Here is a 21,453-nt window from a genome sequence, read left to right as displayed (position 1 = left end):
CGCCCAAGAGTTCATATCGACGGCGGTGTTTGGCACCTCGATGTCGGCTCATCACATCCTGGGGCTGAAGCCGGTCCCAAGGGTATGGCTGTTCGCCATTTAAAGTGGTACGCGAGCTGGGTTTAGAACGTCGTGAGACAGTTCGGTCCCTATCTGCCGTGGACGTTTGAGATTTGAGAGGGGCTGCTCCTAGTACGAGAGGACCGGAGTGGACGAACCTCTGGTGTTCCGGTTGTCACGCCAGTGGCATTGCCGGGTAGCTATGTTCGGGAAAGATAACCGCTGAAAGCATCTAAGCGGGAAACTTGCCTCAAGATGAGATCTCACTGGAACCTTGAGTTCCCTGAAGGGCCGTCGAAGACTACGACGTTGATAGGTTGGGTGTGTAAGCGCTGTGAGGCGTTGAGCTAACCAATACTAATTGCCCGTGAGGCTTGACCATATAACACCCAAGCAATTTGCGTCGAAGAGACCAGATTGCGGTGTGTGAAGACGAAACGAACCGAAAGTTCGATGTTCACAAAACACCGAAAGCTGTCACATACCCAATTTGCTGAAGCGAGGCCATCTGGTCACGAGTCAGTACCCGAATTTCTTGACGACCATAGAGCGTTGGAACCACCTGATCCCATCCCGAACTCAGCAGTGAAACGATGCATCGCCGATGGTAGTGTGGGGTTTCCCCATGTGAGAGTAGGTCATCGTCAAGATTAAATTCCGAAACCCCAATTGCGAAAGCAGTTGGGGTTTTGTTTTGCCCGCAGGAAAGTTTATCAGGGATAAAAAGTTCGGGAAGACTATCAAGTTCAAATACAAAAGCCCCGTCGCAATCGAAATTGCGACGGGGCTTTTGTTTTACCGTCAGCCGACGAATTGCCACAACGTGCCGCGACTGCATCATTGATCTTCAACATCAGACTGGATAAGCGGTTAACCCTCGTTCAGCTCAATTTTACCCATTGAGGTACTGACTTCGGTTATGTGTCGGCGACCGTAGACTTCGTATGTGCGGCTGCCGTCATCGCTGTCCGGTTTACGCAATGCCAGTTGCGCGAACAAACCATTCTTTTCGCTGTAACTGCCGAACCAGTCGATCAAGGCGCCGATGTAACAATCATTGCCAATGAAGACTGGCAGGTCGGCTACTTTTTCAATGCTGTAATGCGCCGGGCCAAAGCTGTAGTAATCGTTTTCACCAGCGCCTGTAGCCGGAATAGGGCAGAGCGGTTCTTTTGAAGGGATAGCAGCGGTTTCATTTACTTTCGCCACTGCCAGATTGAGCGCTCGGTGCAGATCGGGTTCGAGTTCAAACGTGCTGTTGCCGTCATCTTTGTGTTGAAGAACGGGCACGTTGAGGTCGTAGTGATAACGGATCGTCACCGTAGGCACCTGGACGTTGATTTGCAGCGGGTTGAGCAAGTAGATCCGATCAACGCCGTACTCGCTGTTTCGATAAGCCGCGTAAGTTTTGCCACGCAGGTTTATCCAGTCTACCGACTGATTGGCACCGCGATCGTTGGTGTAGAACAGCGAACTTTCGGGCTCAACAGAGCATTTGACGAACCGTTCTCCGTCGCGACGCCAGGTTTCCACATAGGTGAACAGACCTGTGCCCCCGGCGTAGGTATTCACAATCAGATCGCGCTGCCCGTCGCCATCCAGATCCTGCAAAGTGTAAGAGGTCAGGCCGGTTTCGGCAGCGTCAGTGATCCGCGAAGCGGTCAAGGCTCGCCATTCATTTGCAGTAACACCTTTGGGTTGTGCAGTCGGAAAGTGCGTTATCGACGAATCCTCTTCACTGGCATCGCCGTGAAAACCGCCGGCAGTTGTTTTCACGGCGAGCGCGGCGAGTGCTCGGTCCAGCGCAAATTCGGGATCATCTTTACTGGCGGCTTGAATGCTCTTTTGCAGGTCGTCCAGCGCCTGTTCATCGAGGTCATCCGGTTGATAGGCAACGGCTGCCTGCCACTGTGCCAGCAGCACTTGCAGGCGCTCGCGATAGTGCTGATCCAGGCACGAAATGTCTTCGGCGCATTCGTTGCGGGCTTTCAGCCACAGTCGTTGAGTGCGCCTGAGCTCAGGTTGTGCGGGAGCAGAAACCTTGAATAAATCCCGATAAACCACCCCCATCTGCGCATCCAGTTCATACAGCGACTTGTTCGCGCAAACAGTGTTTTCGACGGCATTCGCCGCTTTTGTGCAATCCATTCCAGCCGCCATTGCCTGCTGAACAAACAGCAGAGCGCAGGCGGACACGATGTAGCGTCCTTTGATGTCCACGATGTAAGCCTTGTAGTGGGAAGTTGTCCTGGCACGCAGGGTAAATGCTCGCAGAGGAATCTTGAAGCGCTGGCTTCAGGGAACCGCACTTCTGGCCGATAACCCATTCGGTGACTTAAAAGTCGCGCGAAATCGCTTGATAGCATTTTGCCGCCAGCTATCATCTGCGCGCCTGAAATTGCCCTCACTTCAACTGCCTGGAAATCTTCGATGCTGTCGTATCACCAAAAAAGCTTTCTGATCGTCGATGATTTCTCGGATTTCCGCAGTTCCGTGCGTTCGATGCTGCGTGAGCTCGGGGTCAAGGACGTCGACACGGCCGATACCGGTGAGCAGGCGCTGAAGATGTGCGCGCAGAAGTCCTACGATTTCATCCTGCAGGATTTCCATCTCGGCGATGGCAAGAAGAACGGCCAGCAGGTGCTCGAAGATCTGATGTCGGAAAAGCTCATCAGCCATGAAGCGGTGTTTGTCATGGTGACGGCCGAGACCAGTCAGGCGATGGTGCTCAGTGCTCTGGAGCACGAACCGGATGCGTACCTGACCAAGCCGTTCAACCGCTCCGGCCTGGCCCAGCGCCTGGAGCGTCTGGAACAGCGCAAGACGTTGCTCAAGCCGATTCTACAAGCCCTCGATCGTGGCAAACCGGTCGAGGTGCTTAACGCCTGCATCGCCCTGTGCAAGCAGGACATTCGCTATTCACCGCTGTGCCTGCGTTATCGCGCCGATGCGCTGCGCGAGATGAATCAGAACGAAGCGCTGGAACGTCTCTATGACAGCATCATTGCTGACCGGCCGTTGCCATGGGCATTTGCCGGACTTGGCAAATTGCTGTTCAAGCGTGGCCAGGTGGCGCAAGCCAAGGGCGTTTATGAAAAGGCCCTGAAGGTGTTCCCGATGATGCCGGCGCTGTACGACGGCATGGCCGATGTACTGGTCGCCGAAGGCGATAGCAAAGGTGCGCAACGGGTGCTGGAGGAGGCGATTCGCCTGTCTCCCTTGGCGGTGCGTCGGCAGGCGTTGCTGGGCAAACTGGCGATGGCCAACGAAGACTTCGACACCGCGTCCCGCGCCTATCGTCAGGCCGTAGCGCAAGGCGCGCAGTCGCGCTTCAAGGATCCGGAAAGTAATCTCGGCCTGGCTCACGCGCTGATCAGCAAAGGCAGTGAGCGCGGGCTCGACACGCGCACACGCCTGGAGATCAACACCACGCTCAGTGCGGTGGCCAAAGAAAACCCGAGCGACCCCGGCCTGCAGATTCGTGCGCGTCTGATGAAAGCCACCAGTCTGTTGCTCAACGATGCCGAGACCGCAGACAAGCTCACCGAGCAAGCGCTTATGCGCCTCGACGGCATGGAGCAGTTCATGAGTCCGGAAGCTGCGCTGTTGGTCGCCAAGCAATTGCAGATGCTCGGACAGGCCGAGGCGGGCACCTCGATGCTCAAGAGCTGCGCAGAGATCTACGGTGACGATCCGGCAGTAATGAAAGACATCGCCAAGCTCACTGATGATCCGACTATCCTCAGTTCCAGCAACGCCGCTGCTGACCTCAACCGTCAGGGCGTGCGCGTGTACAAGACCGGCAACCTGGTGGAGGCCCGTGAGGTGTTCCGCAAGGCGCTGAAGATGCAACCGAAGAACATCAGTATCGCGCTGAACATGGCCCAGTCGCTGCTCCACGGCACCGACACCAGTGTGCCGTCGGCGGAACTGGAAGAATGTCGGGCCTGCCTGAAAATGGTTGGCCTGATGCCCGACACCGACGCGCGTTTTGCGCGTTATCAGAAGCTGAAAAGCAAGGCGTTTGGCGAATGAACCACGACGAGCAAGCTCTGGATTTTTCTACGGTGATCGCCTCCACCGTCCACGACATGAAGAACTCGCTGGCCATGCTCATGCAGGCCCACAGCCAATGGCTGGCACGGTTGCCTGAGGCGCAACGACTAGGCGCGGAGCAGGGTGTGATCGACTTCGAGTTTGCCCATCTCAACGGCATGCTGGTGCAACTGCTCGGGCTGTACAAGCTCGGCGTCAACCAGATGCCGCTGCAACCGGCGTATCACGAACTCGATGACTTTATCGAGGCGCAACTGGCGGCGCATCAGGAAGTGTTTGCCAGTCGCGGGATCATCGCCACCTATGAAGTCGATCCGCTGAGTCCGTTGGGTTTCTTCGACCGTGAGCTGATTGCCTCGGTGCTGGGCAACTGCATCAATAACGCCATTCGTTACGCCCGCGAATCGCTGCTGATCACCGTCAGTGACGAGGCCGGGCAACTGGTGCTGAGTATCAACGACGACGGCGACGGTTATCCGGCCGAGATGCTCGAGCGCCAGGCCGATTATGTACAGGGCATCAATCACAGCAGTGGCAGCACCGGGCTCGGTTTGTATTTCGCCAATCGTATCGCGGCGCTGCATCAGCGCAATGGTGTCGAAGGACGCACCGAAATCCGCAACGGCGGACCGCTTGGCGGCGGGGTGTTCAGCCTTTATCTGCCGTGACACAGGTTTTTCTTTGACGCTGCTTGATATTCCGAACAGCCGGAGCCTATTTTGTGCGGGTCGCCGTTCGCGGCTCGCACAATAACAAGGATTGCGTCATGACAACCGATGGCCAGGGTTCACTCGCGCAGCGATTGACCGGCATTGATGAGATTGAATGTGTTACGCCGGATCTGAATGGCGTGCCGCGCGGCAAAGTGATGACCGCTGAGGGTTTCCTCGAAGGGCGGCGTCTGCAACTGGCCCGTGGCGTGCTGTTGCAATGCATCATGGGCGGTTACCCGGCAGCACGGTTTTACGGCAGCGACGACGGCGATCTCGCCCTGATTACCGACCCGACCCAGATCCATCGTTTGCCATGGAGTGACGACCCGCGTGCCCTGGCGATTTGCGATGCCGATGAGTTGAGCGGCGAAAGCTCCAACCTGTCGACTCGCGGTCAGCTCAAGAAAGTCATTGCCCGTTATGCCGCGCGCGGCCTGGCGCCGGTGGTGGCGACCGAGCTGGAATTCTTTGTCTTCGCGCCGAATGCCGATCCGACCCAGCCATTCCGTCCGCCAGTAGGCCTTGACGGGCGTCGCGAGGATGGCCAATCGGCGTTCAGCGTCAGTTCCAATAACGGTCTGCGGCCGTTCTTCAACGAAGTCTATAAGTGCATGGCGGCACTCGGTCTGCCGCGCGATACTTTCATGCACGAGATGGGCGTCAGCCAGTTCGAGATCAATCTGCTGCACGGTGATCCACTGCTGCTGGCCGATCAGACGTTCCTGTTCAAGCACCTGCTCAAGGAAGTCGCGCTCAAGCACGGCTTGACTGTGGTGTGCATGGCCAAGCCGCTGGCACACACGCCAGGCAGTTCGATGCACATTCATCAGAGCATCGTCGAGACCGCTAGCGGCAAGAATGTCTTCAGTGATGCGCACGGTGAGCCGACCGCGATGTTCCGTCACTTCATCGGTGGCCAGCAGGCGGGCATGGCTGATTTCACCGCACTGTTTGCACCTAATGTGAATTCCTATCAGCGCCTGTGCCATCCGTACGCATCACCGAACAACGCCTGCTGGTCGCACGACAACCGGGCGGCCGGCCTGCGAATTCCGGCCAGCTCGCCGGTTGCCCGTCGGGTGGAAAACCGTTTGCCGGGCGCCGATGCGAATCCGTATCTGGCGATCGCCGCCAGTCTGGCTGCCGGTTTGCACGGGATCGAGAATGAGCTGGAACCGAGCGAAGCGATTCAGGGCGAGTTCGCGGTGCCGGACAATCTTGCGCTGCCGTGTACCTTGCACGCCGCGCTCGAACGTCTGAAACGTAGCCAATTGGCGAGGGAACTGTTCGGACAGGAGTTCATCGAAGGCTACATCGCTTCGAAGACCATGGAGTTGACCAGCTTCTTTGATGAAATCACTCCCTGGGAACGACGTGTTCTAGCAGCCCAGGCCTGACGTACCGCCGCCATCGGGCTATCGTTCTGGTAGCCCGATATTAACTGCAAGGAGCCGCTCGGAACGCCGATGCGCCAAATCTGGAAATCCTTTCGAGCACTGTATTTCGCCTCGCTGATGATGTTGATCGGCTCGGGCCTTCTATCCACTTATCTGGCATTGCGACTGGCCGCTGACAATGTCGACGGCCTCTGGGTCGGCGCGTTGATGGCGGCCAACTATTTCGGTCTGGTGCTGGGCGGCAAGATCGGTCACCGACTGATTGCCCGGGTCGGGCACATCCGTGCTTATTCGGCCTGTGCCGGGATCGTTGGGGCGGCGGTGCTTGGCCACGGTCTGGTCGATTGGCTGCCGGCGTGGCTGGTGCTGCGGACCATCGTCGGTCTGGGCATGATGTGCCAGTACATGGTGATCGAGAGCTGGCTCAACGAACAGGCGGACGCCAATCAGCGTGGCCTGGTGTTCAGCGGCTACATGATCGCTTCGTACCTGGGCCTGGTCCTCGGCCAACTGATTCTGGTCATGCACCCGGGCCTGGGGCTGGAACTGCTGATGCTGGTCGCGCTGTGTTTCGCCCTGTGTCTGGTGCCCGTGGCATTGACGCGGCGGATTCACCCGGCGCCACTGCATCCGGCGCCGATGGAGCCACGCTTCTTTATCAAGCGCGTACCGCAGTCGTTGAGTACGGTGCTGGGTGCCGGTTTGATCATCGGCTCGTTTTACGGTCTGGCGCCGCTGTATGCCTCGCAGCAAGGGCTTTCGACCGAGCAGGTCGGTCTGTTCATGGGTAGCTGCATCTTTGCCGGTTTACTGGTGCAGTGGCCGTTGGGCTGGTTGTCCGATCGTTATGACCGGGCGCTGTTGATTCGCTGCTTTGCCGGGTTTCTGGCGGTGGCGGCGTTGCCGTTGGCCGTGCTGCCGCAGGTTCCGCTGGAGGTGTTGTTCGGGGTTGGTTTCCTGTGTTCACTGGTGCAGTTCTGTCTGTACCCACTGGCGGTGGCATTCTCCAATGACCATGTGGAAGGCGATCGTCGCGTGTCGCTGACGGCGATGCTGCTGGTGACTTATGGTGTCGGTGCGAGCATCGGGCCGTTGCTTGCGGGCGTGTTGATGAAGCTGTTTGGCAGCCAGAGCCTGTATGCGTTCTTCAGCTTCTTCGCGTTGGTGCTGGTGTGGCGGATCCGGCCGAAAGCGGTGACCAATCTGCATCAGGTCGACGACGCGCCGCTGCATCACGTGGCCATGCCGGACAGCATGTCCAGCTCACCGCTGGTGGCGGCCCTTGATCCTCGGGTAGACGAGCAGGTGGTGCAGGAGCAGATGGTGCAAGACCCTGTGCAGGCGCCGGCAAGTCCCGAGCCTGAAGCTGATGCTCCGTCAGAGCCTGCGGCAGAAGTCGAACCGGATACCGATAAACCCGCGCCTGATCTCAGCGGCGGTAGACCCTGAACTGAACAAAAAACATCGCGCATAAAAAAGGGCAGTCCCGCCAAGGACTGCCCTTTTTATTGGCCGCAACGAATCAGAGATCGTCTTTGTCGAAACGGCGTGCTTCACGTTGCAACTGATACACGAAACGCTCAACGTTGCGCGCAGCCTGGCCACTGATGTTGTGGAAACGCAGACCGGCAAAGGTGATGTTGAGTTTTTCTTCGAAATGCAGATAGCGCAATTCGACGGAGATCGGCTGGTTGCCGAACAGCGGCGGGGCGATCAAGCGGTCATAAACCTGGCCCAATTGCAGGCGGTCGGTGATATCACCTTCGAAACGCAGCTTGCAGCCGGTCGCGGAGATATCCAGCAGTTTGCCGTTGATTGGCGCCTTGAGTTTTTCGCCGCCCAGTTCAACGCTGACCAGATCGGTCAGTTTCAGTGCCGCGCGGAAGGCATTGCGGCGCTGGTGGTAAACCACTTCAGTCGGCAGTGCGCCGGTGTAGAAACGATCACCCTCGGACTCTTCGATATTCAGCGTGCCGGTGCATTCCCAGGCGATGCGCACGCCTTCATGAAAACCTTCAACCTTGAATGGCTCACCGGCCTGCAGGAAGCGTTCGCCATCACGCGGGATCATCTCGTCCAGTGCGATCGTAGCGCTGTCGCGGTCGACTTTGATCAGATAGCTCTGGAAGCGCTGGCTGCGCTCATGAAAGGTGATGATCAGCGGATCGTGGCTTTCTTGCAGCTGGCGCAGGTTGCTGGAGATTTCCAGTGGCGTGGTAAGCACCTTAGGGGGCTGCGGAGCATCATCCGCGCTGAGGGCGTTGGACACGGTTTATCAATCTCCAGACAAAATATGACGACTAGCCAGCATTTTGCCAGCATGTTTCGCGGGTTGATAGAGCTGGCGCATCAACGGCTCATGCCTGGCTGAGCGGACGCGGTACGGCGGGTTTGGCAAAAGTACCGCTGGCGTTGTACAGCGCCGGCGCTTCACCACCGGTGAGGATCTTCAGCTGATTGGCCGTGGCGGCCTGCTGGATCTGGATCGACTGGCCGTTCTTGAGGTTGGCGGCCTGGCATTGAGCGATCAGATCGGTCAATGCATCGCCTTGCGCCAACAACTGCTCACCAATGCTCGACTGGCCAGCCAGTTGCTCCAGACCGCTGCGGTCTGTCGGCAAGTTGAGGCTGGCGAGGATTTCACTGCGCTTGCGGCCATGCTGTTCAAGCAGAATGATCAATGCCTGTTTATGCGCCAGAATGTTTTCCAGCAAGGGCATGTCGCGACCGTGCAACGCGAGGGATTCGGTTTGCAGCAACTCCAGCAATTGTTGAGCTGGAGCAAAGTCGTCGTTGATCAATTGCAATAAATTAGTGTCGTGCATGGCTGGCCTTGGGTTTTAAGCGTCCAAAAGCCTGGCGCCGGCAAAAGCCTAGCGCTGGGCTTCGAAGTTGAGCAGTTTGCTGGCTACACGGTTGCTGTCGACTTTATAGCTGCCATCGGCAATCGCGGCTTTCAACTCGGCCACACGGGCTTTGTCGACAGCAGGCTGATCGCGCAGCTTGTCAGTGACCTTCTGCAACTGTTGAGCCTCATTGCTGAGGTGTACCGATTCCCCGCTTTTTGCGGTACTGGCCGGTTCGGCCTGGGTATTCAGCGGCGCGGAGGTGCCGGTTTCGGCGGTTTCCTTGGCGTTGCTGGTACGTGTACTGCCCGTAAGTGACGAGGAGCTGTTCAAACGGCTGAAATCGATGACCATGATAAAAACCTCTGGGAATTTGGACGCTTGCCATGTTTTCGGCCATCCCCTGGAAAACTTTAGGCACATTTACAATGAGCCTTGCATGCGCCGGCGCGTGTCCTGCTGCGGCACAGTTTAGGGAACAGCCGGGGTCAGCGCCAGTTTTCTACATCGCCACTTCCACTTGGCCGGGCGCGGTGACTTGCGCCTTGATGACCCGTTGCGAGTTGAGGTTTTTCACCCGGATCTGTTCTTTCAAACCACCATTGGCCAGCGCTTCCCCGGGCATGCGCACGGCGAGCGTGCCGCTGCGCGCAGTGATGACCACTTGATCACCCTTGCGAATGACTTCCGCCTGTTCCAGATGGACCAGAGTAATGACCTGATCGGCTACCGTTGGTCGGGTTAATTTCTGCCCGATCGCTTCGTCTACCGAGGTCAGAAAGCCTTGGTTGATCGTGCTCACGTCGCGTTCACGCAGGGTCACGTCTTGGGGTTCGATGATCCCTGCACGTTTCAGCGGTCGGGTGGTTGTCACAATCTCGCGAAACAGGCGGACTTGAGCGGGCACGAACACAGTCCAGGGCGAGGCGCCCTCACAACGGACCTTCACGGTAACCCGGCCCAGCGGACGTGCCGGACTCTCCAAAGTCGCTGTCAATTCCTTGTCGCACATAGGCATGCGCATACGGGGGTCGAGCTGGTTTACTTCGATCTCGTAGCGGCCTTCCGTTTGACTGGTGGCCAGATAGTCTTCTACGGTGAACTCAAGAAAGCCCTGAGTGACGCCGATAAGCATGTCAGGCAAGGTAACCGCATCAGCAATGGCAGGGCTGCCAGCGAAAAAGCAGCAGACGGCGGACATCGCGCAAAGGCTTTTGCGAGCGCGGGAGGTCAGGTGTCGGAAAAATGTCGTTTGAGCGTTCATACGAGTTAAAAAGCAAGCGCCGTGCCGTTTAGCAATGAATGTGCGTCGCAACAACACTTGGCGTTGGTGTAGGAGTCTGGGCATGGCTGGTGTAATGGATTCGGTGAACCAGCGCACGCAACTGGTGGGGCAGAATCGCCTGGAGCTGTTGTTGTTCCGTCTCGACGGTCAGCAGCTCTACGGAATCAACGTGTTCAAGGTGCGGGAAGTGTTGCAGTGCCCGTCGCTGACGTTGATGCCCAAGTCCAGTCCTGTCGTGTGCGGGGTGGCAAATATCCGGGGGGCGACCATTCCGATCCTTGATCTGGCAATGGCCACCGGTTCCGGAGCGTTGAAGGACAAGAACAATCCGTTCGTGATCATCACGGAGTACAACACCAAGACCCAGGGTTTCCTGGTCCGCTCGGTGGAGCGCATCGTCAACATGAACTGGGAAGAGATTCATCCACCGCCCAAGGGCACGGGTCGCGATCACTACCTGACCGCTGTGACTCGGGTGGACAATCAGTTAGTCGAAATCATCGACGTCGAGAAAGTGCTGGCGGAAGTTGCGCCGACACCGGAAGCGATTTCGGTGGGCGTGGTCGATGTCGAGACCCAGACCAAGGCACTGTCATTGCGTGTCTTGACGGTCGATGACTCGTCGGTGGCGCGCAAGCAGGTCACGCGTTGTCTGCAGACAATCGGGGTCGAAGTGGTGGCGCTGAACGACGGCAAACAGGCGCTGGATTACCTGCGCAAGCTGGTCGATGAGGGCAAGAAGCCGGAAGAAGAGTTCCTGATGATGATTTCCGACATCGAGATGCCGGAGATGGACGGGTACACCCTGACGGCGGAAATCCGCGGCGACGCACGCATGCAAAAGCTTCATATCATCCTGCATACTTCGTTGTCGGGGGTATTCAATCAGGCGATGGTCAAGAAAGTCGGTGCCGATGACTTTTTGGCCAAGTTCCGTCCTGATGACCTGGCATCCCGGGTAGTCGACCGGATCAAAGCAGCAGATATCAGCTAGGGGCGTTTTGCTCCTGGCGGTCAACACGATTTAAGAGGCGGCATCATTGTCTACGGGTAATTTGGATTTCGAACAGTTCCGGGTCTTCCTGGAAAAAGCCTGTGGCATTCTGCTCGGTGAAAACAAGCAGTACCTGGTCTCGAGCCGTCTCAACAAACTGATGGAGCAGCAAGGCATCAAATCCCTGGGTGAGCTGGTTCAGCGCATCCAGACCCAGCCGCGCAGCGGTTTGCGCGAGCAGGTGGTCGATGCCATGACGACCAACGAAACCCTGTGGTTTCGTGACACCTATCCGTTTGAAGTCTTGAAGAACAAGGTGCTGCCTGAAGCGATCAAGGCCAGCCCCAATCAGCGTCTGCGGATCTGGTCGGCCGCCTGCTCGTCGGGCCAGGAACCGTACTCGCTGTCGATGTCGATCGACGAGTTCGAGCGAACCAACCTCGGCCAGTTGAAGATGGGCGTGCAGATTGTCGCCACTGATTTGTCCGGTCTTATGCTGACCAACTGCAAGACCGGCGAATACGACAGTCTGGCGATCGGTCGCGGTTTGTCGCCGGAACGCCTGCAGCGTTACTTCGACCCGAAAGGGCCGGGCCGCTGGGTGATCAAGGCGCCGATCAAGAACCGGGTAGAGTTCCGTTCGTTCAACCTGCTCGACAGCTATGCCGCGCTGGGCAAGTTCGACATCGTGTTCTGCCGCAACGTGTTGATCTACTTCTCTGCCGAAGTGAAGAAAGACATCCTGTTGCGCATTCACAGCACGTTGAAGCCGGGCGGTTATCTGTTCCTTGGCGCTTCCGAAGCGCTGAACGGTTTGCCGGACCATTACCAGATGGTGCAGTGCAGCCCGGGGATTATTTACCAGGCGAAATAACCGTATCGGCAACACCAAAAAACGGCAGGTCCCAAAAAGACCTGCCGTTTTTTATGCCCAAAGAAATTCTCCCTGACACCATAAACCCCCTGTAGGAGTGAGCCTGCTCGCGATAGCGGTAGCACATTCAGCAGCATCGGTACCTGACACACCGCTATCGCGAGCAGGCTCACTCCTACAGGGGATCGTGGTGTGTATGAGATGGACGGCAAGCGGCAGAAAAGCGGCATCCGGCGGAAACCGGTTGCCGCTTTTCTGGCATTGCCGCTTTGCCGACTCTCTGCAAAGCCCCGGTTTATGCGGCTTTTGTGGTTTGGCACGGCGCTTGCTAAAGCTCAGTTACGAAAAACCGGTCACCTGAAGGTTCCCGACATGAGCATCAGCTTCGATAAAGCGCTCGGCATTCACGAAAAGGCATTGGGCTTCCGCGCCCAGCGTGCCGAAGTGCTGGCCAACAACATCGCCAACGCCGACACCCCGAACTACAAGGCTCGGGATCTGGATTTCTCCAAAGTGCTTGAAGCACAGACCCAGAAAAATGCGAACGGCACCATCGCCCTGAACATGACCAACAGCCGTCACATCGAAGCTGAAGGCCTGGGCAATGGCGACGAATCGCTGATGTATCGCACGCCGATGCAACCGTCGATCGACCAGAACACCGTGGACGCTCAACTGGAACAGTCGAACTACGCGGAAAACGCCGTCGGCTTCCAGGCCAGCTTCACCCTGCTCAACAGCAAATTCAAAGGGCTGGTGTCAGCCCTGCGCGGAGAGTAATCCATGTCCCTGTCCAGCGTTTTCAACATTGCCGGCAGCGGCATGAGCGCACAAACCACGCGTCTGAACACCGTGGCGTCGAACATCGCCAACGCCGAAACCGTCTCGTCGAGCATCGACCAGACCTATCGCGCCCGTCACCCGGTATTCGCCACCATGTTCCAGGGCGGCCAGAGCAGCGGCAGCAACTCGCTGTTCCAGAGCCAGGACGCGGCCGGTCAGGGCGTACAGGTGCTCGGTGTGGTCGAAGACCAGAGCAACCTCGAAGCGCGTTACGAGCCGAACCATCCGGCGGCCGACGCCAAAGGCTACGTCTACTACCCGAACGTCAACGTGGTGGAAGAAATGGCTGACATGATTTCCGCGAGCCGCTCGTTCCAGACCAACGCCGAAATGATGAACACCGCCAAAACCATGATGCAGAAGGTACTGACCCTCGGTCAGTAATAAGGGGCGACTGCCATGAGTGTTTCCGATACCACTAGCAGCCTGAGCATGAATGACATCCTGGCGAACTCGTCGAAAAAGACCAGTTCGACCACCGGTGGCATTGCTTCGGCGACCAACAGCGCCACCGGCGGCCAGGCACTGGGCAAGGATGCGTTCCTGCAATTGCTGGTCACCCAGCTGAAAAACCAGAACCCGCTTGATCCGCAGGACAACAGTGCCTTCGTTGCGCAGTTGGCACAGTTCAGCAGTCTTGAGGGGATCACCACCCTCAACAGCACTGTCAGCTCGCTGGCTGGCAACTACAACTCCTCGCAGGCGTTGCAGGCTTCGTCGCTGGTGGGCCGCAATGTGATCGTGCAGACCAACTCGGTTCAGCTCGACGATCCGAGCAAAGGCATGACCGGCTCGGTCAGCGTTCCGTCGTCGATTGCCGGCGGCACCGTCAGCATCACCGACAGCAGCGGCACGGTGGTTCGCACCATCGATCTGGGCAGCCGCGCCGCAGGCAGCGCGAGCTTCACCTGGGACGGCAAGGACAAGGACGGCAACGTGGTCAAGACCGGTACCTATACCGTCAAGGCCAACGCATCGATCAATGGCACCTCGACCGATATGGCGACCTACCTGCCGGCCACCGTCACCAGCGTGACGATCAGCCAGACCGGCGGCGAGCTGATGCTCAACCTGTCCGGCAAGGGCACTGTTGCCCTGTCCAAAGTACAAACCATTGGTATATAGAGCCGACTAACCGGCACAAAGGAGTGGAATATGTCTTTCAATATCGGCCTTAGCGGTCTCTATGCAGCCAACAAGCAACTGGACGTGACCGGCAACAACATCGCCAACGTCGCGACCGCCGGTTTCAAATCGTCCCGTGCAGAATTCGAAGACGTCTACTCGGCCACTCGCCTGGGTAGCGGCAGCAAAGTGATCGGCAACGGCGTGCGCCTGGCCAATGTTTCCCAGCAGTTCACCCAGGGTGACATCAACAACACCGGTAACGTGCTGGACATGGGCATCAACGGTTCGGGCTTCTTCACCATGAGCAACAACGGCTCGGTGTCCTACACCCGTGCCGGTACGTTCAAGGTCGACAACGCCGGTTACATCACCAACACCGACTACACCTCGCGCCTGCAGGGTTACGGCGTGGACGCCAATGGCAAGATCATCAACGGTGTGTTGACCGACCTGAAGATCGATACCTCGAACCTGGCGCCGAAATCGACTTCCCTGGTGACGTCGAGCATCAACTTGAACTCGACTGCGCCGGTGATCAACGACACAGTGGCGGCCGGCAAGTTTGATCCGAGCAAGCTTGAGACGTACACGAAGAGCTTCAGCACTCCGATCTACGACTCGCAGGGCAACTCGCACGTCATGGATCAGTACATGGTGAAAACCGGCCAAAACACTTGGAAGGTTTACACCCTGGTGGACGGGCGTAATCCGGATGCAACCGGTAGCAATCCACTCACGACGCCTCCAACTGCTTCGACACTGACGTTTGACAGTTCGGGCAATCTGACTCAGGTCAGCACACCTAATCCGGCGGATCCGGCCAATCCGATCATCAGCAGCGACTTGAAGCTGGCCAATTGGAAGCCGGGCAACGTGGTCAACGGTAACTTTGTACCTAACGGCGCAGCAGCCAACACGGCTGGCGTGACCATCTCCATGTCCAAGACCACTCAGTACAACGCTGACACCGCGCGTTCGATTCCGACTCAGGACGGTTACGCCACTGGCCAGATCACCAACCTGACCATCGACGGCACCGGTACTTTGTTCGCCAACTTCAGCAACAACCAGAGCAAGGCCATCGGCCAGGTTGCGCTGGCCAGCTTCACCAACGAACAAGGCCTGCAGGCTATCGGTGGCACCAGCTGGAAAGAGACGTTTGCTTCGGGTATCCCGGGCTACGATGCACCGGAAACCGGTACCTTGGGTTCGATCGCTTCCAACTCGCTGGAAGAGTCGAACGTTAACCTGACCAACGAACTGGTAGACCTGATCAAGGGCCAGAGCAACTATCAGGCGAACGCCAAGACCATTTCCACTCAGAGCACCATCATGCAGACCATCATTCAGATGACCTGATGTGATCTGAGAGCTGCACTGAAAACCGACGCGCCAATGCGTCGGTTTTTTTTGGCGTAGTATTTGGGACGTGTGTTCAGCTATCTACCGTTTGTCGGTCGCTGTGGTGTGGAACTTGCACTCTCGGGAAGCGGTGGCGGTGCGCGTCAAACTTTCATTCACTCCGCCTGTTTGCAAGCCGGGCCTAAGGTCCGGTGGCTTGGAAGCCATCAGTAGTCACCAGGGATGCGACACTTTGAACAGTCATGATTACGTCAGTGCGCCGATTGCGGTGCCAGCGCTCGACGGCCTCCGGCCGGGCCGTATATGCCCGCACTGCCCGGGCATTGCCGGTTGCCCTGTCAGTGCCCCCTCATTCAAACCGATTGAAATCAATTCTCCTGTTGTCGGGTTCACACAGCAACGTCTGCGCGGCCGATGTCGTGCGCGGTGATTTTTCTGATCGTGTCGAGCATCACCGCCCCCAGCCCAAAGCGGTCGGATTTTTCAAAATGCTCAAGCCTTTTTGCAATCAAGCCTTACGTGCATCAGAGAGGGTGAGTCCTCAGCGCCAGGCGATTTGACGCAGTTTCCAACACAAGCACACTCACACAAGGAAGATGTAATGGCGGTAATTTATGGGTCCAATGGTGCAGATTCGCTGGTAGGTACCATCGGCGATGATCAAATACGTGGTTTGGCGGGCGATGACGTTTTGAATGGTGGGGATGGCAACGACCTTCTCATTGGTGGCGAAGGGGCTGATCAGCTCATTGGTGGCGCAGGTTTCGACATCGCCAGCTACGAAGACGCCAATCAGGGAGTCGGCGTGACGATCAACCTGAAAACCGGCGTTAACTCCGGTCTTGCGGCGGGCGATACGTTCAACGGTATTGAGGCGTTTCGCGGTACCAGTTACACCGACAACTTTGTCGCCGACGCTTCGGCCAACACGTTTGATGGTGTGATCGGCTACGACACCTTGAGCTACGCCACCTCCGAGCAGGCGATCAACCTGACGTTGACCGGCGTCAATGGTACCGGTCTGGGCGGCGATGCGCAGGGTGATGCCTTCAGTAACATGGACGTGGTTATCGGTACCGCGTTCGATGACGTCTTTACCCTGAACTCTGGCAGCACGAGCGTCTATGGTGGCGCCGGTAACGACGTCTACATCATCAATGGTCCCTGGACTGGTGGCATCGGTGAAGGCGCCGGTGGCGGCGATGATGAGATTCGTACCAATCAGATCAAAATAAGCATGAGTGGCGAAATCGAGCGCCTGACGTATACCGGCACCGGCAACTTCACCGGTATAGGCAGTGCAGGCAACAACGTCATCACCGGCGGTGTCGGCAACGATGTGCTGATCGGTGGTGCGGGTGCCGACCAGTTGATTGGCGGCGCAGGTTTCGACACGGCCAGCTACGAAGACGCCAACCAGGGTATCGGTGTGACGATCAACCTGAAAACCGGGGTTCACACCAGTCTGGCTGCGGGTGATACGTTCAACGGTATCGAGGCGTTTCGCGGCACCAGTTACACCGACAATTTTGTCGCCGACGCCACGGCCACCTCTTTTGATGGTGCGGGCGGCTACGACACCTTGAGCTATGCCACCTCCGAGCAGGCGATCAACCTGACGCTGACCGGCGTCAATGGCACCGGTCTGGGCGGTGATGCGCAGGGTGATAGTTTCAGCAACCTGGAAGCAGTTGTCGGCACTGCATTCGATGATGTTTTTACCCTTAACTCTGGTAGCACAAGCGTCAGTGGTGGCGCCGGTAACGACGTCTATATCATCAATGGTCCCTGGGCGGGCGGGATAGGTGAAGGCGCCGGTGGCGGTGATGATGAGATTCGTACCAACCAGCTCAAAATGGGCATGAGTGGCGACATCGAGCGCCTGACGTATACCGGCACCGGTAACTTCACTGGCATCGGCAGTACAGGCAACAACATCATCACCGGCGGCGTTGGCAACGACGTGTTGATCGGTGGTGCGGGTGCCGACCAGTTGATTGGCGGCGCGGGTTTTGACACGGCCAGCTACGAAGACGCCAACCAGGGTGTCGGCGTGACGATCAACCTGAAAACCGGGATTCACACCAGTCTGGCGGCGGGTGATACGTTCAACGGTATCGAGGCATTTCGTGGTACCAGTTACACCGACAATTTTGTCGCCGACGCCACGGCCACCTCGTTTGATGGTGCGGGCGGTTATGACACCTTGAGCTACGCCAGCTCCGAGCAGGCGATCAACCTGACGCTGACCGGCGTCAACGGCACCGGTCTGGGCGGCGATGCGCAGGGTGATACCTTCAGCAACATGGAAGCGGTTATCGGCACGGCGTTCGATGACGTCTTTACCCTGAACTCCGGCAGCGCGAGCGTCGGTGGTGGCGCCGGCAACGATGTCTACATCATCAATGGTCCTTGGACAGGTGGCATCGGTGAAGCCGCCGGTGGTGGTGATGATGAAATCCGTACCAACCAGACCAGTATGGGCATGAGCGGCGAAGTCGAGCGCTTGACCTATACCGGGACGGGTAACTTCACCGGTACTGGCAACGCTGGCGACAACATCATCACCGGCGGCGCTGGCAACGATGTGCTCCTCGGCGGTGCAGGTGCCGACAAATTGATTGGCGGCGCCGGTATCGACGTTGCCAGCTATGAGGACAGCCTTGCTGCGGGTGTCACGGTCAACCTGAAAACCGGTGTACACACAGGCTTCGCTGCAGGCGATACTTTCTCCGGTATCGAAATCATTCGTGGCAGCAAGAACGGTGACACGTTCTTCGGTGACGCGCAGGCCAACATTTTTGATGGCGGCACCGCGGGTGGCGTCGATACCGTCGATTACTCGTTGTCGGCGCAGGCCGTGAACATCACGCTTACCACGCTCGGCGCCGGCAGTGGTCAGGGCGGCGACGCGCAGGGCGATACCTTTACCAATATCGAGAAAGTCGTCGGTTCGGACTTCGACGATGTGTTTGTCAGCGGCTCCGCAGCCTCCCTGTTCCAGGGCGGGGCGGGTAACGATCTGTACATCATCAACGGCTCGCCCAATCAGTCGGTCATTGAATTGGCGGGTGGAGGTGACGACGAAATACGCACCTCGCTGAGCAGCATGACCTTGAGTCCTGAAGTCGAACGCCTGACCTATACCGGCACCGGTAACTTCACCGGTACAGGCAATGCGGGCAACAACATCATCACCGGTGGCGTTGGCAACGACGTACTAATGGGGGGTGCGGGTGCGGACCTCTTCATCGGTGGCGCGGGCCTCGATACCGTCTCCTACGACGACTCCACCGTAGGCGTGACGATCAACCAGAAAACCGGTATTCACACGGGCATTGCTGCTGGCGATACCTTTGAGGGTATCGAAGTCATTCGCGGCTCCAAATACAGTGACACGTTCATGGCCGGCGCCGCTGCCGACAAGTTCGACGGCGGTACGGCCGGCCCGGACAACATGGACGTCATCGACTATTCGCAGTCTGGCGCGGCCATCAACCTGACGTTGGTTTCCGGAACTGGCACCGGGACCGGTGGTGATGCCGAGGGCGATTCGTTCTCTGGAATCGAAAAGGTGATCGGTTCGGGGTATGACGATGTGTTCACCACTTCCACGTCCGGCTCCTTCACCCTACAGGGTGGTGCGGGCAACGACGTCTACATCGTCAACGCCGGTGCCTCGGCGGTGATCGTCGAAGCGCAGGGCGGCGGCGACGACGAAGTGCGTACCAACCAGCTCAGCATGGGGCTGCACAATAACGTCGAGCGCCTGACTTACACCGGCACGGGCAACTTCACCGGTCGCGGTAATGCCAGCGACAACATCATCACCGGTGGCGCTGGCAACGATACCTTGCTGGGCGGTGCGGGTGCCGACAGCTTTATCGGTGGTGCCGGTACGGACACCGTCAGTTATGACGACAGCACGGTGGCGGTGACGCTCAATTTCAAGACGGGCGTATACAGCGGCATCGCCGCAGGTGACACCTTCACCGATATCGAACTGATTCGCGGCACGCAGTACGCCGATACATTTATCGCCGGCGCGGGTGCCGACAAGTTCGACGGTGCTACGGGCATTGATGTGGCGGATTACTCGCAATCCACTCAGGGCGTGACGCTGACATTGGGTGCTGCCGGTGTCGGCTCTGGCACGGGCACGGGTGGCGATGCCGAGGGAGACAGTTTTTACGGTATCGAATCCATCATCGGCTCGGCTTACAACGACGTCTTTATCGCCAATGCCAACTCGACCGGTTTCACTGTGCAAGGTGGTTTGGGCGACGATGTTTACGTCCTCAACAACGCAAACTATGGCGCTATCATCGAACTGGCTGGCGGCGGTAATGATGAAGTGCGCACCAATCAGTCTTACTACCTCATGAATGCCGGGATCGAGCGCTTGACCTATACCGGTACCGGGATGTTCCAGGCGCGAGGCAATGCGCTCGATAACGTCATCACGGGCGGGGCCGGGGACGACATTTTGATGGGGGGCGATGGCGGCGACACGTTTATCGGTGGCGATGGTTTCGATACGGTCAGCTATAACGACGTCGGGCCGGTAGGCGTGGTCATCAATCTCAAAACTGGCGAGCACACCGCTATAGCCAAGGGCGATACCTTCCAGAGCATCGAGAAGTTCGTCGGCTCGGGACGCGACGACACCTTCATCGGTAATGATCAAATCAACAATTTTGACGGTGCTTTCGGGCGCGACACGGTGAGCTTCGCCTTTGAAAGCTCAGCCATCACGCTTGACCTCACTCAGCCATTGACCGGTGCCGCAGCAGGCGACACCTACACCAACATCGAAAACTGGGAAGGCACTGCATTCAATGACACGTTGATCGGTGGTGCCGGCGCCGAGACGTTTATTGGTGGCAAGGGCGCTGACTTTATCGATGGCGGTGCAGGTGTTTCCGATGAAGCCTGGTACATCGGCAGCTCGGCTGCGGTGCAAGTCGACTTGCTGGCCAATACAGTCACCGGCGGTGATGCGAGCGGCGATGTACTGGTCAATATTGAGGGGCTGCACGGCTCGTCATTCAACGACACCCTGACCGGGAACGCTGCCTGGAACACCCTCTATGGTGGAGCAGGGAATGACCTGATCTACGGCGGGGACGGCAACGACTCGATTTATGGCGGCAACTACGAGCCTTACGCGATCAACGGTCCGGATCGCAGCGGTCCGGCCGAGGCGGATCAGCTGTTTGGCGGCAATGGCAACGACAGCATGTTCAGCGCCAACAACGATGTCGGCAGCATCCTGCACGGTGATGCCGGTAACGACGATATTAACGTTTACGCCGGTATTGCCTATGGTGATGACGGCAGTGACTCGCTGGTGGGCAATGGGCCTGAATATCAGCTGTTTGGCGGCGCGGGTTCCGACACCTTGATCATGTTCGGCGGTGGGTATGCCTACGGCGGTGAGGGCAGCGATACCTACAAGGTGTATTCGTCGACCAATGTGATGATCAAGGACGATGGTCTTCAAGGCGGCGATAGAGTCGAGCTGCAGAATATCAAGTCGTATGCCGATGTGATCATCAAGACCGACGGCACCAATGCCTACATCTTCAATGCTGTGGAGTGGAATGCCGGTAAGCAGAGCAACGCGGTGATTCTTGCGGACTGGTATGCAGGCTCGAACACCATCGAAACCTTCGCTACTGCCAATGGTGATACGTTCACCATTCCAGTAGTGGGGCAGGCGATGGCCGAGTCCTTTATGGTCTGATGAGGTACTGAAAGCACAATGAGCGGCGAAACCTGTAACCGGGTTTCGCCGTTTTTTTGCTTCAATATTTACTCCAGCCAAAAGAAAACCCCCGACACACCAGAAGTCTGTCGGGGGTTTCTTTTGCCTGGAAGAATCAGACGTCTCGC

General features: G+C 57.7%; 16 protein-coding genes and 2 rRNA genes (1 of these 18 only partly in view). 13 read left to right on the top strand and 5 right to left on the bottom strand.

Features of this window, described 5'->3' with window-relative positions; all coding sequences use genetic code 11:
* A 23S ribosomal RNA gene (locus AB4O11_RS01015) occupies nucleotides 1–442 on the top strand; it begins 2,452 nt to the left of the window's first position.
* 152 nt (nucleotides 443–594) lie between these two features.
* Nucleotides 595–710 (top strand): 5S ribosomal RNA (gene rrf / locus AB4O11_RS01010).
* 220 nt (nucleotides 711–930) lie between these two features.
* On the opposite strand, the gene AB4O11_RS01005 is transcribed toward rrf, so the two are convergent.
* A complete protein-coding gene (locus tag AB4O11_RS01005; protein ID WP_460129850.1) occupies nucleotides 931–2,280 on the bottom strand; it encodes a lysozyme inhibitor LprI family protein in 1,350 nt (449 codons plus the stop codon).
* Nucleotides 2,281–2,490: 210 nt separating this feature from the next.
* Between AB4O11_RS01005 and AB4O11_RS01000 the strand changes: the two genes are divergently transcribed.
* The 4 genes from AB4O11_RS01000 (at nucleotide 2,491) to AB4O11_RS00985 (ending at nucleotide 7,675) form a co-directional block, all read left to right on the top strand.
* Nucleotides 2,491–4,095 carry a tetratricopeptide repeat-containing response regulator gene (locus AB4O11_RS01000; protein WP_093442081.1) on the top strand — a complete coding sequence of 535 codons (1,605 nt, stop codon included), beginning with the start codon at nucleotides 2,491–2,493 and terminating at the stop codon, nucleotides 4,093–4,095.
* On the top strand, nucleotides 4,092–4,784 hold the full coding sequence (locus tag AB4O11_RS00995) for a sensor histidine kinase (protein ID WP_093442086.1): 693 nt from the start codon (nucleotides 4,092–4,094) through the stop codon (nucleotides 4,782–4,784). Before AB4O11_RS01000 ends, AB4O11_RS00995 begins: the two co-directional genes overlap by 4 nt.
* A gap of 200 nt (nucleotides 4,785–4,984) precedes the next feature.
* A complete protein-coding gene (locus AB4O11_RS00990) occupies nucleotides 4,985–6,226 on the top strand; it encodes a glutamine synthetase family protein (protein WP_460131178.1) in 1,242 nt (413 codons plus the stop codon).
* A 69-nt stretch (nucleotides 6,227–6,295) separates the two neighbouring features.
* Nucleotides 6,296–7,675 (top strand): MFS transporter, encoded by a 1,380-nt coding sequence (locus AB4O11_RS00985; protein ID WP_186624805.1) that lies wholly within the window; start codon nucleotides 6,296–6,298, stop codon nucleotides 7,673–7,675.
* A gap of 73 nt (nucleotides 7,676–7,748) precedes the next feature.
* Here the strand turns inward: AB4O11_RS00985 and AB4O11_RS00980 are convergent, their stop codons facing one another.
* The 4 genes from AB4O11_RS00980 to flgA form a co-directional block, all read right to left on the bottom strand.
* The gene (locus AB4O11_RS00980) at nucleotides 7,749–8,495 is read right to left on the bottom strand and encodes a flagellar brake protein (protein ID WP_093442101.1); all 747 of its coding nucleotides are present in this window, start codon (nucleotides 8,493–8,495) and stop codon (nucleotides 7,749–7,751) included.
* 88 nt (nucleotides 8,496–8,583) lie between these two features.
* Nucleotides 8,584–9,051, bottom strand: coding sequence for a flagella synthesis protein FlgN (locus tag AB4O11_RS00975; RefSeq protein WP_460129847.1), 468 nt, complete (start codon nucleotides 9,049–9,051; stop codon nucleotides 8,584–8,586).
* A 48-nt stretch (nucleotides 9,052–9,099) separates the two neighbouring features.
* Complete coding sequence (gene flgM / locus AB4O11_RS00970; RefSeq protein ID WP_077574151.1) at nucleotides 9,100–9,426, bottom strand: flagellar biosynthesis anti-sigma factor FlgM; 327 nt, start codon at nucleotides 9,424–9,426, stop codon at nucleotides 9,100–9,102.
* Nucleotides 9,427–9,574: 148 nt separating this feature from the next.
* The gene (flgA, locus tag AB4O11_RS00965; protein WP_026000512.1) at nucleotides 9,575–10,336 is read right to left on the bottom strand and encodes a flagellar basal body P-ring formation chaperone FlgA; all 762 of its coding nucleotides are present in this window, start codon (nucleotides 10,334–10,336) and stop codon (nucleotides 9,575–9,577) included.
* Between the two features lie 82 nt (nucleotides 10,337–10,418).
* Here flgA and AB4O11_RS00960 point away from each other — a divergent pair, with 82 nt between their 5' ends.
* The 7 genes from AB4O11_RS00960 (at nucleotide 10,419) to AB4O11_RS00930 (ending at nucleotide 21,304) form a co-directional block, all read left to right on the top strand.
* The gene (locus AB4O11_RS00960) at nucleotides 10,419–11,351 is read left to right on the top strand and encodes a chemotaxis protein CheV (RefSeq protein ID WP_007917585.1); all 933 of its coding nucleotides are present in this window, start codon (nucleotides 10,419–10,421) and stop codon (nucleotides 11,349–11,351) included.
* A 46-nt stretch (nucleotides 11,352–11,397) separates the two neighbouring features.
* Nucleotides 11,398–12,225 (top strand): protein-glutamate O-methyltransferase CheR, encoded by an 828-nt coding sequence (gene cheR, locus AB4O11_RS00955; protein ID WP_016983976.1) that lies wholly within the window; start codon nucleotides 11,398–11,400, stop codon nucleotides 12,223–12,225.
* 372 nt (nucleotides 12,226–12,597) lie between these two features.
* Nucleotides 12,598–13,005, top strand: a complete 408-nt coding sequence (flgB, locus tag AB4O11_RS00950; protein ID WP_007917581.1) for a flagellar basal body rod protein FlgB — start codon at nucleotides 12,598–12,600, stop codon at nucleotides 13,003–13,005.
* Between the two features lie 3 nt (nucleotides 13,006–13,008).
* The gene (gene flgC / locus AB4O11_RS00945; protein WP_099756939.1) at nucleotides 13,009–13,452 is read left to right on the top strand and encodes a flagellar basal body rod protein FlgC; all 444 of its coding nucleotides are present in this window, start codon (nucleotides 13,009–13,011) and stop codon (nucleotides 13,450–13,452) included.
* Between the two features lie 15 nt (nucleotides 13,453–13,467).
* Nucleotides 13,468–14,193: a flagellar hook assembly protein FlgD gene (gene flgD, locus AB4O11_RS00940; RefSeq protein ID WP_093442110.1), complete on the top strand. Its 726-nt coding sequence runs from the start codon at nucleotides 13,468–13,470 to the stop codon at nucleotides 14,191–14,193.
* Between the two features lie 30 nt (nucleotides 14,194–14,223).
* Nucleotides 14,224–15,555: a flagellar hook protein FlgE gene (gene flgE / locus AB4O11_RS00935; protein WP_093442114.1), complete on the top strand. Its 1,332-nt coding sequence runs from the start codon at nucleotides 14,224–14,226 to the stop codon at nucleotides 15,553–15,555.
* Between the two features lie 604 nt (nucleotides 15,556–16,159).
* Nucleotides 16,160–21,304, top strand: coding sequence for a beta strand repeat-containing protein (locus AB4O11_RS00930; protein WP_460129845.1), 5,145 nt, complete (start codon nucleotides 16,160–16,162; stop codon nucleotides 21,302–21,304).
* The last annotated feature ends 149 nt before the right edge of the window (nucleotides 21,305–21,453 follow it).

This window comes from Pseudomonas sp. H1_D05, from assembly GCF_054682705.1.
The sequence above is the reverse complement of the archived record's forward strand: the minus strand, read 5'-3'. Positions and strand labels throughout refer to the sequence as shown.

Excerpts from the sequence above, each read along its gene's own strand:
- AB4O11_RS01000 (WP_093442081.1), top strand. The coding sequence starts at position 2,491 with ATGCTGTCGTATCACCAAAAAAGCTTTCTGATCGTCGATGATTTCTCG.
- AB4O11_RS00995 (WP_093442086.1), top strand. The coding sequence starts at position 4,092 with ATGAACCACGACGAGCAAGCTCTGGATTTTTCTACGGTGATCGCCTCC.
- AB4O11_RS00990 (WP_460131178.1), top strand. The coding sequence starts at position 4,985 with ATGACCGCTGAGGGTTTCCTCGAAGGGCGGCGTCTGCAACTGGCCCGT.
- AB4O11_RS00985 (WP_186624805.1), top strand. The coding sequence starts at position 6,296 with ATGCGCCAAATCTGGAAATCCTTTCGAGCACTGTATTTCGCCTCGCTG.
- AB4O11_RS00975 (WP_460129847.1), bottom strand. The coding sequence starts at position 9,051 with ATGCACGACACTAATTTATTGCAATTGATCAACGACGACTTTGCTCCA.
- flgM (WP_077574151.1), bottom strand. The coding sequence starts at position 9,426 with ATGGTCATCGATTTCAGCCGTTTGAACAGCTCCTCGTCACTTACGGGC.
- flgA (WP_026000512.1), bottom strand. The coding sequence starts at position 10,336 with ATGAACGCTCAAACGACATTTTTCCGACACCTGACCTCCCGCGCTCGC.
- AB4O11_RS00960 (WP_007917585.1), top strand. The coding sequence starts at position 10,419 with ATGGCTGGTGTAATGGATTCGGTGAACCAGCGCACGCAACTGGTGGGG.
- flgB (WP_007917581.1), top strand. The coding sequence starts at position 12,598 with ATGAGCATCAGCTTCGATAAAGCGCTCGGCATTCACGAAAAGGCATTG.
- flgC (WP_099756939.1), top strand. The coding sequence starts at position 13,009 with ATGTCCCTGTCCAGCGTTTTCAACATTGCCGGCAGCGGCATGAGCGCA.
- flgD (WP_093442110.1), top strand. The coding sequence starts at position 13,468 with ATGAGTGTTTCCGATACCACTAGCAGCCTGAGCATGAATGACATCCTG.
- flgE (WP_093442114.1), top strand. The coding sequence starts at position 14,224 with ATGTCTTTCAATATCGGCCTTAGCGGTCTCTATGCAGCCAACAAGCAA.
- AB4O11_RS00930 (WP_460129845.1), top strand. The coding sequence starts at position 16,160 with ATGGCGGTAATTTATGGGTCCAATGGTGCAGATTCGCTGGTAGGTACC.